This window comes from Sphingomonas sp. 179-A 2A2 NHS, assembly GCF_045371305.1.
In the GTDB taxonomy this organism is placed as follows: Bacteria; Pseudomonadota; Alphaproteobacteria; order Sphingomonadales; family Sphingomonadaceae; genus Sphingomonas.
In genome coordinates, this window is sequence record NZ_JBIQDE010000001.1 from 248,656 (window position 1) to 264,908 (window position 16,253).

The following is a 16,253-nucleotide window of genomic DNA, read 5'->3' on the forward strand; positions in this document are numbered from 1 at the left end:
CCGGGCTAGCGGCGTGCGGCGAGCTGCCCTGCGTGATCGCGAAAACGCTGATATGTCGCCCAAGCGTACATTAGTGGAACGTGAGGACAGGCGCGCCGGAAGTCAAGTTTTCGCGCGATCGGCTCCCGTCTCGCCCCGGGCCCGCGGCACGCGTTTTCCCTTCGTGCGGCTGGTGAGATGCCAGCGGCCGCAGCGATCGCAGCGATAGGGCCGCAGGACGATCTCCGCCGCGATGGCGGCCGCCGCCGCCTCTCCTTGCGACGGGAAGCGTCGCTTGCGGTTACAGACGCTGAGCTTGGTGCGCATCGCGCGCGCCCGAGGCACAGAGGCTCGTTCTGATCACCTGCCGTGCGGCCGCACGCCGATCGTATCGTACATGCGCGGCGGCTGATCGAGCCAGAAGGGCCCGAGCTTCGCCTGGCCGGGCCGGTCGATGCCAAGCGCGTGGACGGACGTGGTCTGCGCACCCTCATGCACCGCGCGGATGGCGAGCACCGGCACGAACATTGGCCGCCCGCCCGCCTGAAGCACGGTGATCGCGTCGCGTGGCATGGTGGCGAGTGTGCGCACCCGCTTCGTTTCGCCCGGCGCCAGCGTGAACGGTGCGATCGCCGGCTTGCCGACCGGGCCGCCGAAGATCGTGGCGATCACGGAATCGAGCCCCGGCTGCGCACTGAGCAGGCGCACCTCGACCGCGACGCCGGTGGCCGGCACGTCCGAGGTGTTGCGCACCGTGACGATGACGTCCGCCGTGGCGGTGACGAGGTTGATGCCGGCACGGCTGATGACCGGCTCGTCGATGTCGATCCGGGCGGTCGTAGCAGGCGCGGTTGCCGCTGGCGTTGTTGCGCCCGGAGCGGCGGCGCTGGGCGTCGGCTGCAGGAAGCGCGGTGTCGGCGGCGCAGGCGGCGGCGTCACGGGCGCGGCAGGTGTGACGGGCGCCGCCGGTAGCGGGCGCGGCGCGGCGGCAGGTGCCGGCGGCGGCGGCGGTGTCGGCTCGGTCACCGTTGGGGCGAAAGGCTCCTCGTCCGCCACCTCCTCGCGCCGCCGGCGACTGCGCCAGAAAAGCAGGCCGGCGATGACGGCGGCGACGAGAAGCACGGGCAGCAGCCAGATCGGACGCGCCGGTTCTTCCGCGGGCGGGAGCGGCTGCGGTGCGGCGCTCGGCTCGACCGGCGCCGGGGTCTCCGACGCAATCGGCGAAGGTAAGAGTGGTGCGGCGGGCGTCGGAGAGGCAACGGGCGTCGGTGCGCTCGTCGTCGGGGTTGCCGTCGCCGTCGGAGTCGGCCGCGGCGTGGGGGTCGCGGCCGGCCGCGGCGTCGGCGTGGCGCGGGGCGTTGGCGTGGCACGGGGCGTCGGTGTCGCGCGCGGCGTGGGCGTCACCACCGACGGCGGGGGTGGCGGCGTGACGACCGGAACCGGCGTCGGAGTGGGCGTCGGCTGCGGGGTCGATTGGCCCGGCGGCAGGCTGAAATTGCCAAGGTCCGGCAAGCCGCCCGGCGGCACCTGGGCCGCGGCCGATCCGGCCAGGGCGAGGATCGCCGCGCCCGCCAAATATCCCGTCGTTCTGCGCATCGTCATCGCGCTAGTCCTGCCAAGATGAACGCGCGACAACGGATCACGGCTTCACCTGCGGCTGATCGGTAGGGACGACGGGCAGCCACACCGCGCTCGCCTGCTCACCCCCGCGCATCAGCGTGACGGTTGCCTTGCGATAATCCTCGGGCTTGGCGTGGAAGATGTTGGGCACGAACGTCTGCGGGTTGCGATCGTAGAGCGGGAAGAGCGAGGATTGCACCTGCACCATGATGCGGTGGCCCGGCTGGAACACGTGGTTCACCGTCGGCAGGCGGAAGCGATAGCGCTGCACCTTGCCGGCGGGGATCGGCGTCGGCTTTTCGAAGCTGTCGCGGTAGCGCCCGCGGAAGATGTCGAGACTGATCGGCAGCTGGTACCCGCCCTTCTTCGGCTCGTTGGGATAATCGTCCGGATAGACGTCGATCACCTTGACGACGAAATCGCCGTCGGTGCCGGTCGTCTTGGCGAAGATATCCGCCAGCGGCGCGCCGGAGACGCGCACCGCCTGGGTCAGCGGCTCGGTCTGGTACGTCATCACGTCGGTCCGCCCGTCGACCGAGCGCTGGTCCGAGACGAGCCAGGATTGCCAGCGGCCGTCGTTGAAGTTCACCGGGCGCGGCAAGTGCGGGACGGGCTTCGCCGGATCGGCGACGTAGCTGTCGCCGCCGGTCGCGGCCTTGGCGAAATCGAGCCCGCCGTCGCCCTGCAGATAGATCGGCTTCATCGGCGCGGCGCAGCCCGCCTCGCAGGCGAGCGGCCATTGCGCCAGCTTATCCCAGCGGTTCGCGCCGGTGTTGTAGATCAGCGCCTGCGGCGGGGTGAAGGCGGGGCGGCCATCGCGCAGATACTGGTCGAAGAAGGGAAAGAGGTAATCCTCGCGCCATTCGGTGGCGGTATCGCCGTTCCACTTGAAGTCGCCCAGCGACGAGCCGTCGTAATTGGCCTGGCTATGCCGCCACGGCCCCATGACGAGGAAGTTGTTGCCCGCCTTGCCCTTCGCCTTCAGCGCTTCCCACGCGGTGATCGCGCCGTACATATCCTCCTGATCGAACAACCCTTGTTCCCACATCGTTGGCACGTTCGACGGGTTCGCGGCGAGCAGCTTGTCCAGCGCTTGGCCCTGCCAGAAGGCGTCATAGGCAGGATGCGCCGCCATTCGCTGCCAATAGGGAAGCTTGGCATAGCCGGACTTTTCCGCCCAGGCACCGGCCGACCCGGCGCGGCGGAATACCTCGTAATCGTCATAGACTTCCGGCGCCGGGCCGCTTCCGGCGCCCTTGAAGCCCGTCTGGCTGCCGAACCAGCGGATGTTGGCGAGGCGGAAGGCACCGTAATGGAACCAGTCGTCCCCCATCCAGCCGTCGATCATCGGGCTTTCGGGCGCCGCCACCTTCAGCGCCGGATGCGGGTTCAGCAGCGCCATCACCACCGTGAACCCTTCGTAGGACGATCCGAGCATGCCGACGCGGCCGTTCGTTTCCGGCAGGTTCGCCTTGTTCACGAGCCAATCGATCGTGTCATAGGCATCCGTGACGTGATCGGTCTTGGTCGGGTTGAGCGGCCCGATCACCGGGCGGGTGACGACATAATTCCCTTCTGAGCCATATTTGCCGCGCACGTCCTGGAAGACGCGGATGTAGCCGGCGCGCACGAACGGCTCGTCCCCCTGCGGCAGCAGCGCGCGCATGTTCGGGCTGTTCGCCACGCGATTGGCGCGGCCGCTGGCGTTATAGGGCGTGCGCGTCAGCAGGATCGGCGCGTTCGCCGCCCCCTTCGGGATGACGATGACGGTGTAGAGCTTCACCCCGTCGCGCATCGGGATCATCACTTCGCGCTTCACATAGTCGCGCGCCTCGATCGGATAGGCGAAGCCGGGCGGGATGTCCCCGGCGGGCGCGGGCGATTGCTGCGCGGCGAGCGGGGTGACGGCCATCGCAACGCCGGCGAGCAGCAGCAATTTCTTCATTCGCTTCACCCCTTTTGCCGACCATCGGCCCGATCGCGTCCGCCTCTTCTCCCTGCGAAGTTGGACGGATGCTCAAGCGCCGGGCGATAGTCGGACGCGGGGCTGGCGATCAACCGGCATCGGCCAGCTTTCACGGTTCCTTGACGCGCTTTGTGCCATGATCGCCGGCGATGCGCCCCGGCCCCACCCCCGCCTTTCCTTCCGCCCGGCCAACGGAGCGCCGGCGCGGCCTGCCGCGCTTCGGCGTGGTGCTGGCGGCAATGGCGCTCCTGGCGTGCGTCCCGTTCCTCAGCGCCACCATCGCGTCGATGACCGATCTGCCGGGCCATATCGGCCGCTACGCCGTCATGCTGGATGGTGGGCGCTCGGCTGATCTTGCCTCTTATTATGACTTCACGTGGAAGCTCGTCGGCAACCTCGGCGTCGACCTGACGGTCCGCGCGCTCGGCTGGCTGGGGGCGGAACGCGCCGCATGGCTGGTCGCCGCCGCCATCGCACCGCTGACGATCCTCGGCATGGCGGCCGTCGGCCATGCACTGCACGGTCGCATCCAGCCCGCCACCGTGGCGGCCGCCTGCTTCGCGCTGGCCAATCCGCTGATGTTCGGCTTCGTCAACTATTCGCTATCGTTCGCGCTGGCGCTGCTTACCTTCGCCGCGTGGATCCGGCTGCGCGACGCGCCCGCCTGTTGGACGGTGCCGCTGCTCGCAATCGCCGCGCTCGCTACGTGGATCGCCCATGCCATGGGCTGGGGCGTGCTGGTGCTGCTCGCTGGCGGGTTCGAGCTCGAACGGCTGTGGCGGCGGCGCAGCGCTCAGGCGCTAGCGGACGCGCTGCTGCGCGGGGTCCCGCTCCTGCCCCCGCTCATCCTGACGCTTGCCTGGCAAAGCGGCGACCATGGCGCGCTGATGGCATGGGGCGACAGCCTCGTCACCCGCAAGGTGATGAACTGGGTGGTCATGCTGCGCGGAGAGGCGAAGTGGATCGATCTCGCGACGCCGGTGCTGATCGCCCTCGCCTGCCTTGCCGCCTGGCGCCGGCAGTTGATCGACTGGCGGATCGGCACCGGCGCCGTGCTGATCGCGCTTGCCTGCCTCGCCATGCCGACCACCATGTTCGGCAGCTGGGGCGCCGACGAGCGGATCGCGCCGGCGGCGGTGATCGCTGCGCTGCTGTCCCTGCGCTGGCGCGGCAGCCGACGCGGCGCGATCGCGCTTGCCGGCCTCGCGTCCATGCTGTTCGGGGTGCGCACCGTGATGATCGCGCGGGACTGGCACCGGCTCGACGCGGCCTATGCCTCGCACCTTGCGGCGCTTGAGCTGGTGCCGGCCGGCGCGCGCATCCACGCTGTCGTGCTGCAGGATCGCTGCCACAGCGCGTGGCAGGCAACCGCGTACAATCATCTGCCCAGCCTCGCGATCGGCCGGCGTCACGCGCTGGTGAACAGCCAGTGGCTGCTGCCGGGCGCGGCGCTGCTCACCGTGCGCGCGCCGGGGGACGCCGCCCTGATGCACGATCCCTCGCAGATGGTGGATGGCTTCGATTGCAACGGTCCGCTCGCCCAGCCGCTCAGCGCGAAGCTGGCGCAGATCCGTGGCGGCGGCTGGCAGTATCTATGGGTACTCGGCACGCGCGGGCATGATCCGTGGCCCGGCGCTGCACCTGTCTATGCCGATGGAAATAGCGCGCTTTACCGCCTGCCGACTGGTTGACGCCGGCAACCCCGTCACCTATATCCGGTCAATCACCACAGCTTCGGGAAATGACATGGCGTCGCGCACCGTGTCGAACGGATAGGAGTTGGTGGTTTCATAAGACGCTTCAAGGCTGCCGTTTGTTCCTGAACCGGAACATGACGTGCGGCCTTTTCGTGTCTTGTCTGCGCCCGGACGAATTAGACCAAGGCGGTACAGCTACATGGCATCCAAGGCGATCGAATACGGCACTGCGAAGCGCCGCATCCGCAAGGTGTTCGGCAACATCCACGAAGTGGTGCAGATGCCGAACCTCATCGAGGTGCAGCGCGAGAGCTACGAACAGTTCCTGCGGTCCGACCCCTCGATCGGTTATGTCTCGGGTCTCGAGAAGACGCTGCGCAGCGTGTTCCCGATCCGTGACTTCGCCGGCACGGCAGAGCTCGACTTCGTGAACTACGAACTCGAACCGCCGAAGTTCGACGTCGAGGAATGCCGTCAGCGTGGCATCACCTATGCCGCGCCGATGCGCGTGACGCTTCGCCTGATCGTGTTCGAGGTGGATCCGGAAACGGAAACCCGCTCGGTGCTCGATATCAAGGAGCAGGACGTCTACATGGGCGACATGCCGCTGATGACGGAGAACGGCACGTTCTTCATCAACGGCACGGAGCGCGTGATCGTCAGCCAGATGCACCGTTCGCCGGGCGTCCTCTTCGATCATGACCGCGGCAAGACGCACGCCTCGGGCAAGTATCTCTTCGCGGCGCGCGTGATCCCGTATCGCGGTTCGTGGCTCGATTTCGAGTTCGACGCGAAGGACATCGTCAACGTCCGTATCGACCGCAAGCGCAAGCTGCCGGTGACGGCGCTGCTCTACGCGCTTGGCCTCAACAGCGAGGAAATCCTCAACCACTTCTACAACCGCGTCACCTATGTGCGCGGCCAGGGTGGCTGGCGCATCCCGTTCGCGGCCGAGAACTGGCGCGGCGTGAAGCCGACGTTCGACCTCGTCGACGCGAACTCGGGCGAAGTCGTGTTCCCGACGGGCACGAAGGTGACGCCGCGCGCCGCCAACAAGGCAGCCAAGGACGGCCTGACCGACCTCCTCATCCCGACCGAGGAAATCTACGGCCGCTATTCGGCCTATGACCTCATCAACGAGCAGACCGGCGAGATCTACGTCGAGGCCGGTGACGAGATCGGCCCGGAAAGCCTGGAGAAGCTCGACAAGGCCGGCATCGACCGGATCGAGCTGCTCGACATCGACCATGTCACCACCGGCCCGTGGATCCGCAACACGCTGAAGGCCGACAAGGCCGAAGAGCGCGAGCAGGCGCTGAGCGACATCTATCGCGTGATGCGCCCTGGCGAGCCGCCGACGCTCGAGACGGCGGAAGCGCTGTTCGCTGGCCTGTTCTTCGATCCGGACCGCTACGACCTGTCGGCCGTGGGCCGCGTGAAGCTCAACATGCGCCTTGACCTCGATGCCGAGGACACGGTGACGACGCTGCGCACCGAGGACATCCTGGCAGTCGTGAAGACCCTCGTCGACCTGAAGGACGGCAAGGGCGAGATCGACGACATCGACAACCTCGGCAACCGCCGCGTGCGTTCGGTGGGCGAGCTGCTCGAGAACCAGTATCGCGTCGGTCTGCTCCGCATGGAGCGTGCGGTGAAGGAGCGCATGAGCTCGGTCGACGTGTCGACCGTCATGCCGAACGACCTCATCAACGCGAAGCCGGCGGTCGCCGCGGTGCGTGAATTCTTCGGCTCGTCGCAGCTGTCGCAGTTCATGGACCAGACGAACCCGCTGTCGGAAGTGACGCACAAGCGCCGCGTCTCGGCCCTCGGGCCGGGCGGTCTGACGCGTGAGCGCGCGGGCTTCGAAGTGCGCGACGTTCACCCGACGCACTATGGTCGTATCTGCCCGATCGAAACGCCGGAAGGCCCGAACATCGGTCTCATCAACTCGCTGTCGACGTTCGCGCGCGTCAACAAGTACGGCTTCATCGAGACGCCGTACCGCCGCGTAGTGGACGGCAAGGTGACCGGCGAGGTCGTGTACCTCTCCGCGATGGAAGAGCAGAAGCACACGGTTGCGCAGGCGAACGCCGAGCTCGACGCCGAAGGCCGCTTCACCGAGGATCTCATCTCCGCCCGTCAGGCCGGCGAATTCCTCATGGCGCTGCCCGAGACGATCACGCTGATGGACGTGTCGCCCAAGCAGCTCGTGTCGGTCGCCGCCTCGCTGATCCCGTTCCTCGAGAACGACGACGCGAACCGCGCGCTGATGGGCTCGAACATGCAGCGTCAGGCCGTGCCGCTGGTGAAGGCGGAAGCGCCGTTCGTTGGCACCGGCATGGAAGAGACGGTGGCACGCGATTCAGGTGCCGCGATCGCCGCACGCCGCGCCGGCGTCGTCGACCAGGTCGACGCCAGCCGTATCGTGATCCGCGCCACGGGTGAGGTCGATGCCGGCAAGTCGGGCGTCGACATCTACTCGCTGATGAAGTTCCAGCGCTCCAACCAGTCGACCTGCATCAACCAGCGCCCGCTGGTGAAGGTGGGCGACGTGGTGAACGCCGGCGACATCCTCGCCGACGGCCCGTCGACCGAGTTCGGCGAGCTGGCGCTCGGCCGTAACGCGCTCGTCGCGTTCATGCCGTGGAACGGCTACAACTACGAGGACTCGATCCTCATCTCCGAGCGGATCGTGAAGGACGACGTGTTCACGTCGATCCACATCGACGAGTTCGAGGTGATGGCCCGCGACACGAAGCTCGGGCCGGAGGACATCACGCGCGACATCCCGAACGTCGGCGAGGAAGCGCTGCGCAACCTCGACGAGGCGGGCATCGTGTACGTCGGTGCCGAGGTCGAGCCGGGCGACATCCTGGTCGGCAAGATCACGCCGAAGGGCGAAAGCCCGATGACGCCGGAAGAGAAGCTGCTGCGCGCCATCTTCGGTGAAAAGGCCAGCGACGTGCGTGACACCTCGCTCCGCCTGCCGCCGGGCGTTGCCGGTACGGTCGTCGACGTTCGCGTCTTCAACCGCCACGGCATCGACAAGGACGAGCGTGCGATGGCGATCGAACGCGAGGAGATCGAGCGCCTGAAGAAGGACTCGGACGACGAGCGCACGATCCTCAACCGTGCCACCTGGTCGCGCCTGCGCGAGATGCTGATCGGCCAGACCGCGACTGCGGTGCCGAAGGGCGGCCCCAAGAAGGGTGCCGTGATCGATCAGGACATGCTCGACAGCGTCGACCGCCACGAATGGTGGAAGTTCGCGGTCGCCGACGACAAGGTCCAGTCGGATCTCGAAGCGGTAAAGGCGCAGTACGACGAGGCCGCGAAGCTCATTAAGGAGAAGTTCGAGGACCGTCGCGAGAAGCTGGAGCGCGGCGACGAGCTGCCGCCGGGCGTGCTGAAGATGGTCAAGGTGTTCGTCGCGGTGAAGCGCAAGCTGCAGCCGGGCGACAAGATGGCCGGCCGTCACGGCAACAAGGGCGTCATCAGCCGCATCCTGCCGGTGGAGGACATGCCGTTCCTCGCCGACGGTACGCCGGTCGATCTCGTGTTGAACCCGCTGGGCGTGCCGTCGCGCATGAACGTCGGTCAGATCTTCGAGACGCACCTTGGCTGGGCCGCGCGCGGCCTCGGCCAGCAGATCGCGCAGCAGCTGGAGGAATGGCGTGAGGCCAATCCGGATGCCACCGCGGGCGCCATGCCCGAGGCGGTGAAGGAACGGCTGAAGACGATCTACGGCGAGCATTATGTCGACGAGATCGAGGCACGTGACGCGCAGGGCATCATCGAGCTGGCGACCAACCTGAAGCCCGGCGTTCCGATGGGCACTCCGGTGTTCGACGGTGCGGTGGAGCAGGACGTTGCCAACATGCTCGAACTGGCGGGTCTCGATCCGTCGGGTCAGTCGGATCTGTTCGACGGGCGCACCGGCGATCAGTTCGACCGCAAGGTGACGGTAGGCATCATCTACATGCTGAAGCTGCACCACCTCGTCGACGACAAGATCCACGCACGTTCGATCGGGCCGTACAGCCTCGTCACCCAGCAGCCGCTGGGCGGTAAGGCGCAGTTCGGCGGCCAGCGCTTCGGCGAAATGGAGGTGTGGGCGCTGCAGGCTTATGGCGCTGCGTACACGCTCCAGGAAATGCTGACGGTGAAATCCGACGACGTGGTCGGCCGCACCAAGGTCTATGAGGCGATCGTCAAGGGTGACGACACGTTCGAGGCCGGCATTCCGGAGAGCTTCAACGTGCTCGTCAAGGAAATGCGTTCGCTGGGCCTCAACGTCGAGCTGAAGAGCATGGAAGACGCGGACGACGGTGATCTGGCCGAGGCGGCCGAGTAACCGCACCGCTCCGACGATCGACCATCCCTCCCCTAGCCCCTCCCGCCCGCGCGGGAGGGGGAAGAGGTAGAAAAATGAACGAACTTACCAATTTCGCGAACCCGGTCGCCAAGCCGGAGACCTTCGACCAGATCCAGATCGGCATCGCGTCTCCGGACCGCATCCGCTCCTGGTCGTTCGGCGAGATCAAGAAGCCCGAGACGATCAACTATCGCACGTTCAAGCCCGAGCGTGACGGCCTGTTCTGCGCGCGCATCTTCGGTCCGATCAAGGACTACGAGTGCCTGTGCGGCAAGTACAAGCGCATGAAGTACAAGGGCATCGTCTGCGAGAAGTGCGGCGTCGAGGTCACCGTCTCGAAGGTCCGCCGCGAGCGGATGGGCCATATCGAGCTCGCCGCCCCGGTCGCGCACATCTGGTTCCTGAAGTCGCTGCCGTCGCGCATCGGCCTGCTGCTCGACATGCAGCTCAAGCAGCTCGAGCGCGTGCTGTACTTCGAAGCCTATATCGTCATCGAGCCGGGCCTCACCCCGCTGGAGAAGTATCAGCTCCTCACCGAGGATGAGCTGCTCGAGGCGCAGGACGAATATGGCGAGGACGCCTTCTCCGCCGGCATCGGCGCCGAGGCCGTGCGCATCATGCTCGAGAGCCTGGATCTCGAAGGCGAGAAGACCGCGCTGCTCGAAGAGCTCGCCGTCACCAAGTCCGAGCTGAAGCCCAAGAAGATCATCAAGCGGCTGAAGGTCGTCGAGAGCTTCCTCGAATCCGGCAATCGTCCGGAGTGGATGATCCTCGAGGTCGTGCCGGTGATCCCGCCCGAGCTTCGCCCGCTGGTGCCGCTCGACGGCGGTCGTTTCGCGACGTCGGATCTGAACGATCTGTACCGCCGCGTGATCAACCGTAACAACCGCCTGAAGCGCCTGATGGAGCTGCGTGCGCCGGACATCATCGTCCGCAACGAAAAGCGCATGCTGCAGGAAGCCGTCGACGCCCTGTTCGACAACGGCCGCCGCGGTCGCACGATCACGGGCGCCAACAAGCGTCCGCTGAAGTCGCTGTCCGACATGCTCAAGGGCAAGCAGGGCCGCTTCCGTCAGAACCTGCTCGGCAAGCGCGTCGACTATTCGGGCCGTTCGGTCATCGTGACCGGTCCGGAGCTCAAGCTGCACCAGTGCGGCCTGCCCAAGAAGATGGCGCTCGAGCTGTTCAAGCCGTTCATCTACGCCCGGCTCGACGCCAAGGGTCTGTCCATGACCCTGAAGCAGGCGAAGAAGTGGGTCGAGAAGGAGCGCAAGGAAGTCTGGGACATCCTGGACGAGGTGATCCGCGAGCACCCGGTTCTGCTGAACCGCGCGCCGACGCTTCACCGTCTTGGCATCCAGGCGTTCGAGCCGGTGCTGATCGAGGGCAAGGCGATCCAGCTTCACCCGCTGGTCTGCTCGGCCTTCAACGCCGACTTCGACGGTGACCAGATGGCCGTGCACGTTCCGCTGTCGCTTGAAGCGCAGCTGGAAGCGCGCGTCCTGATGATGTCGACCAACAACATCCTGTCGCCGGCGAACGGCAAGCCGATCATCGTGCCGTCGCAGGACATGGTGCTCGGTCTCTACTACCTCTCGATGGAGAAGCAGAACGAGCCGGGCGAAGGCATGCTGCTGGCGGACATGGAGGAAGTGCACCAGGCGCTGTTCAACGGCGCGGTGACGCTGCACACCAAGATCATCAGCCGCGTCCCGCAGACCGACGAGAACGGCAACCAGTACCTCAAGCGCTACGAGACCACGCCGGGCCGCATGCTGCTCGGCGAGTGCCTGCCGAAGAGCCACAAGGTACCCTTCGAGACCGTCAACCGCCTGCTGACCAAGAAGGACGTCACCGACGTCATCGACGAGGTGTATCGTCACACCGGCCAGAAGGAGACGGTGCTGTTCGCCGACGCGATCATGGCGCTGGGCTTCCGTCACGCGTTCCGCGCCGGCATCTCGTTCGGCAAGGACGACATGATCATCGCGCCGGACAAGACCAAGCTGGTCGACGAGACGCGTGAGCAGGTGAAGGACTTCGAGCAGCAGTATCAGGACGGCCTGATCACGCAGCAAGAGAAGTACAACAAGGTGATCGACGCCTGGAGCCGTTGCGGTGACCAGGTGGCGAACTCGATGATGAACGAGATCAAGGCCGTTCGCATCGACGAGGAGACCGGCCGTGAGAAGCCGATCAACTCGATCTACATGATGGCGCACTCCGGTGCGCGTGGTTCGCAGGCGCAGATCAAGCAGCTTGCCGGCATGCGCGGCCTGATGGCCAAGCCGTCAGGCGAGATCATCGAAACGCCGATCATCTCGAACTTCAAGGAAGGCCTGACCGTCCTTGAATACTTCAACTCCACCCACGGCGCTCGTAAGGGCCTCGCGGATACGGCGTTGAAGACGGCGAACTCGGGGTATCTCACCCGCCGTCTCGTCGACGTGTCGCAGGATTGCGTCATCGTCGAGGACGATTGCGGCACCGAGCGCGCGCTGGAGATGAAGGCGATCGTTCAGGGCGGCTCGGTCATCGCGTCGCTCGGCGAGCGTATCCTTGGCCGTACGACGGCGGAGGACATCGTCGAGGCGAAGACCGGCGAGATCGTGATCCCGATCGGCACCCTGCTCGACGAGCCGATGGTGGCGAAGATCGAGGCGACTGGCATCCAGGCCGTCAAGATCCGCTCGCCGCTGGTCTGCGAAAGCAAGATCGGCGTCTGCGGCAAGTGCTACGGGCGTGACCTTGCCCGCGGTACGCCGGTGAACATCGGCGAGGCCGTCGGCGTCATCGCGGCGCAGTCGATCGGTGAGCCGGGCACGCAGCTGACGATGCGTACCTTCCACATCGGCGGTGCGGCGCAGCTCAATGAGCAGTCAAACCTCGAGGCACCGACCGACGGCACGATCGAATATCGTGACCTGCGCATCATCGTCGACCAGCGTGGTCGCCGCGTGGTGCTCAGCCGCTCGGGCGAAGTCGCGATCGTCGACATGGATGGCCGCGAGCTGGCGGTGCACAAGATCCCGTATGGCGCGAACGTGCTGTGCGACGATGGGCACATCATCAGCGCTGGCGATCGCATCGCCGAATGGGATCCGTTCACCATGCCGGTGATCACGGAAACCGGCGGCACGGTGAAGTATCAGGACCTCATCGAGGGCAAGACGCTGACCGAGCAGGTCGACGAGGCAACGGGCATCGCCCAGCGCGTCGTGATCGAATATCGTGCAGCTGGCCGTTCGAAGGAGGATCTGCGTCCGCGCATCACCCTGCTCGACGAGGGTTCGGGTGAAACCGCCCGCTACATGCTGGCGCCGGGTGCGGTACTGTCGGTGGACGACAACTCGGTCGTCTACGCCGGCGACGTGGTTGCCCGTGTTGCCCGCGAGTCCGCCAAGACCCGCGACATCACCGGCGGTCTGCCGCGCGTTGCCGAGCTGTTCGAAGCGCGCAAGCCGAAGGAAAATGCGATCATCGCGAAGGTCTCGGGCCGCGTGGTGTTCGGCAAGGACTATAAGGCGAAGCGCAAGATCGGCATCCAGCCCGAGGACGGCGGCGAGGTGGTGGAATACCTCATCCCGAAGTCGAAGGTGATCGACGTCCAGGAAGGCGACTACGTCAAGCGTGGCGACAACCTGATCGGCGGCAGCCCGGATCCGCACGACATTCTCGAGGTGCTCGGCATCGAGCCGCTCGCGGAATATCTCGTGTCGGAAATCCAGGAAGTCTATCGACTGCAGGGCGTGAAGATCAACGACAAGCACATCGAGACGATCGTTCGTCAGATGCTGCAGAAGGTCGAGATCACCGAGGCCGGCGACACCACCCTGCTCCCTGGCGAGCAGGTGGACCGTGCGGAGATGGACGAGGTCAACGCGAAGCTCGGCAAGAACGAGGCGCCCGCCCAGGGCAAACCGATCCTGCTCGGCATCACCAAGGCGTCGCTGCAGACCCGGTCGTTCATCTCGGCCGCGTCGTTCCAGGAGACCACCCGCGTCCTCACCGAGGCGGCGGTCCAGGGCAAGCAGGACACGCTGATGGGCCTGAAGGAAAACGTCATCGTCGGCCGGCTCATCCCGGCAGGCACCGGCGCCGGCATGAACCGCCTGCGCGTGGCGGCTTCCTCGCGCGACGCCGCGCTTCGTGCCCAGCAGAAGAAGCTGGCCGAAGCGATGATCGTGGCCCCGACCAGCGCGGACGAGCTGCGTGCGGCAGAGAACGCCCGCAGCCCGCGTGAAGACGTCGGCACCGGTGACGATCCGCTCGCCACCGTCGTCCCCTCGGGCGACGGCAGCGATGAGGCGGCCGGTGAGTATCTGAACGACTGATCGTTCGGCTCAGCCTGATGCAATCAGCCCCGCCGGAGCGATCCGGCGGGGCTTTTTGTTGGTTGCGAAAACGACGGCGCCGGCGACCCCGCATTTCCACCACGCCAAGATGTCACGTCGCGACTGCCAACCGCGCATAGCTGACGCCGAAACGCCTTCAGCAAAGATGCAGTCACCCTCTGCAATCAACGTGGCGACACGGTGGACCAGGTAACATCTATGAGCATCATCGACGGTATTCGCCGTCACCAATGCATAGGGCGATCCACCTTTTTTTTGCGGGAACACACGCCAGTTGCCCAGAAGATCGTCGTCGCACAGCCATGCTACTTTCTGAACCTTCTCGCCCATCGATGGTTGACCTGACGTTCAGATCAGGAGCTTAGTTTGAAAACCCATCTATTAGCCGCGCTTCTGTCGGTGGCGGTCGCATCGCCCGCAATGATGCCGACGGACGCCGCCGCGCAGCGCCGCGACGATCGCCATGATCGGTACGACCGCAACGATCGCGATCACCGCGGGAACCGCAACAACCGCGGAGACTATCGCTGGCAAGGCGACCGGAACGACCGCAACTGGGATCCGGCCTCCAGCTATCGGAGCGGCAATTATCGGGAGCGTCGCCTCAGCCGCAACGACCGGATCTACCGCGGCCAGGACGGCCGCGCCTATTGCAAGCGCAACGACGGCACGACGGGCCTGGTGATCGGCGCGGTCGGGGGTGGCTTGCTGGCCAACCTGATCGGTGGCGGCACGCTAGGCACGCTGGCGGGCGCCGGTGGCGGGGCGTTGCTCGGCCGTTCGGTCGATCGCGGGCAGATCAAGTGCCGCTGAGAGTGCGCTGAGGGTGACGCGATCTCGGATGCGCGCCCGCGTGCCGCTCCGAGATTGCGGGCTCCCAGGACGCCGCCGGAATCGCGCGACGCTTCACAGGCCGCCGCCAATCCAGGTGAGGTGCGCCTAGGGCTGGCCGGCGAACGTCCGCGACAGGCCGTGGTAGAGCTTCTCCCGGCACACCGCCCGGCTTGCCCCGTCCGCCAGGAAGGCGGCGGCGAACATCGGCAGCATCAAACCGCGGCTCGCCGTCGTCTCGGACAGGATGATCACGGCGGTCAGCGGCGCGCGCACCACGCCGGTGAAATAGGCCACCATGCCGAGGATTACGACTGCTTCGGCGGGCTCCCCGGGGAACAGCTCGCGCAGCAGGTTCCCCACCCCTGCCCCGACCGCCAGGCTCGGCGCAAAGATGCCGCCTGGCAGCCCGGCCACCGCAGTGGCGAGCGTCGAGACGAACTTCGCCGGCCCGAACCACAAGGGCGCATCCGCCCCGGTGATCACGGCGCGCGCCGCGCCATAGCCGGTGCCCCATGTCAGCCCCGTCGCCACGCCCAGCACCGCGACGACCGCGCCGCACAGCCCGGCGAACAGCACCGGCCGCGCCTTACTCCACCGTGTCACCCGGTGGCTGCCGCTCGCCAGCGCCAGCACCACCCGCGAGAACAGTCCGCCGGCAAGGCCGCCGCCGATGCCCGCGATCGGCGCTACGATTAGCGCACCGGCGATCGGCATGTGCGCTCCGATCGCACCGAAATAGACGTAATCGCCCGCCAGGCTCTGCGCGACCATGCCGGCAATGACGATCGATGACAGAACCATCAGCGTCATGCGCTGCTCATAGGCCGCGGCCAGCTCCTCGATCGCGAACAGCACGCCCGCCAGCGGCGTGTTGAAGGCCGCCGCCACGCCCGCCGCACCGCCGGCGATAACGACGGTGCTGCGCAGCGCGACGTGCATCACCCGGTGGCTGACGTTCATTACCGCCGCCGCCAGCTGCACGGTGGGGCCCTCGCGCCCAACGCTGGCCCCGCACAGGATCGCCGCCATGGTCAGCAACGCCTTGCCCGCGACGGTCCTGACCGCGATCAGCCCGCGCATCGCGGCTGGCGGATCATCCCGCGCCGCCATCACCTGCGGGATGCCCGATCCACGCGCTAGCGGCACCCAGCGCCGCGTGATCCACACCAGCGCCATGAAGCCGAACGGCGTCGTCACCAGCGGCGCGTAGGGCCAGCGCCGGGCGTAGTGCTCGAAGATCAGCCCCATTTCGTCCGAGGCCTTGGCGAAGAGCACCGCCACCACGCCGATGATCACCGCGCCGGTGATCACTGCGATCCGGCGGCGGAACAGGATCGAGGTGGGGCCGCGGGAACGGAGCAGCGCGCGCGCCCGGCGCGGGGTCCAGCGTCGGCGCGCCCGGGCGATCGTCGGCTCGTCAGTCACGC

At 66.7% G+C, this 16,253-nt stretch carries 10 protein-coding genes; 5 read left to right on the plus strand and 5 right to left on the minus strand.

The window, feature by feature from the left end; all coding sequences use genetic code 11:
* Positions 1 to 102: 102 nt before the first annotated feature.
* Positions 103 to 306, minus strand: coding sequence for a hypothetical protein (locus ACH0AE_RS01230; protein ID WP_294441942.1), 204 nt, complete (start codon positions 304 to 306; stop codon positions 103 to 105).
* Positions 307 to 339: 33 nt separating this feature from the next.
* Positions 340 to 1,101 (minus strand): hypothetical protein, encoded by a 762-nt coding sequence (locus ACH0AE_RS01235; RefSeq protein ID WP_294441941.1) that lies wholly within the window; start codon positions 1,099 to 1,101, stop codon positions 340 to 342.
* On the opposite strand from ACH0AE_RS01235, the gene ACH0AE_RS01240 reads away from it, so the two are divergent.
* Positions 1,079 to 1,603 (plus strand): hypothetical protein, encoded by a 525-nt coding sequence (locus tag ACH0AE_RS01240; RefSeq protein ID WP_294441940.1) that lies wholly within the window; start codon positions 1,079 to 1,081, stop codon positions 1,601 to 1,603. The genes ACH0AE_RS01235 and ACH0AE_RS01240 overlap by 23 nt on opposite strands.
* Positions 1,604 to 1,618: 15 nt before the next feature.
* Here ACH0AE_RS01240 and ACH0AE_RS01245 read toward each other — a convergent pair whose 3' ends face one another.
* Positions 1,619 to 3,544: a CocE/NonD family hydrolase gene (locus ACH0AE_RS01245; RefSeq protein ID WP_294441939.1), complete on the minus strand. Its 1,926-nt coding sequence runs from the start codon at positions 3,542 to 3,544 to the stop codon at positions 1,619 to 1,621.
* Between the two features lie 170 nt (positions 3,545 to 3,714).
* Here ACH0AE_RS01245 and ACH0AE_RS01250 point away from each other — a divergent pair, with 170 nt between their 5' ends.
* The 3 genes from ACH0AE_RS01250 (at position 3,715) to rpoC (ending at position 13,971) form a co-directional block, all read left to right on the plus strand.
* Entirely contained in the window at positions 3,715 to 5,256 is a 1,542-nt protein-coding gene (locus ACH0AE_RS01250) for a hypothetical protein (protein ID WP_294441938.1), read from the plus strand.
* A 205-nt stretch (positions 5,257 to 5,461) separates the two neighbouring features.
* Positions 5,462 to 9,616 (plus strand): DNA-directed RNA polymerase subunit beta, encoded by a 4,155-nt coding sequence (gene rpoB / locus ACH0AE_RS01255; protein ID WP_294441937.1) that lies wholly within the window; start codon positions 5,462 to 5,464, stop codon positions 9,614 to 9,616.
* A gap of 74 nt (positions 9,617 to 9,690) precedes the next feature.
* Complete coding sequence (gene rpoC / locus ACH0AE_RS01260) at positions 9,691 to 13,971, plus strand: DNA-directed RNA polymerase subunit beta' (protein WP_406875382.1); 4,281 nt, start codon at positions 9,691 to 9,693, stop codon at positions 13,969 to 13,971.
* 9 nt (positions 13,972 to 13,980) lie between these two features.
* Here the strand turns inward: rpoC and ACH0AE_RS01265 are convergent, their stop codons facing one another.
* The gene (locus tag ACH0AE_RS01265; RefSeq protein ID WP_294442193.1) at positions 13,981 to 14,322 is read right to left on the minus strand and encodes a hypothetical protein; all 342 of its coding nucleotides are present in this window, start codon (positions 14,320 to 14,322) and stop codon (positions 13,981 to 13,983) included.
* A 36-nt stretch (positions 14,323 to 14,358) separates the two neighbouring features.
* Here ACH0AE_RS01265 and ACH0AE_RS01270 point away from each other — a divergent pair, with 36 nt between their 5' ends.
* A complete protein-coding gene (locus ACH0AE_RS01270; protein ID WP_294442194.1) occupies positions 14,359 to 14,805 on the plus strand; it encodes a glycine zipper 2TM domain-containing protein in 447 nt (148 codons plus the stop codon).
* Positions 14,806 to 14,931: 126 nt separating this feature from the next.
* Here the strand turns inward: ACH0AE_RS01270 and ACH0AE_RS01275 are convergent, their stop codons facing one another.
* Positions 14,932 to 16,251: a chloride channel protein gene (locus ACH0AE_RS01275; protein ID WP_294442195.1), complete on the minus strand. Its 1,320-nt coding sequence runs from the start codon at positions 16,249 to 16,251 to the stop codon at positions 14,932 to 14,934.
* Positions 16,252 to 16,253: the final 2 nt, after the last annotated feature.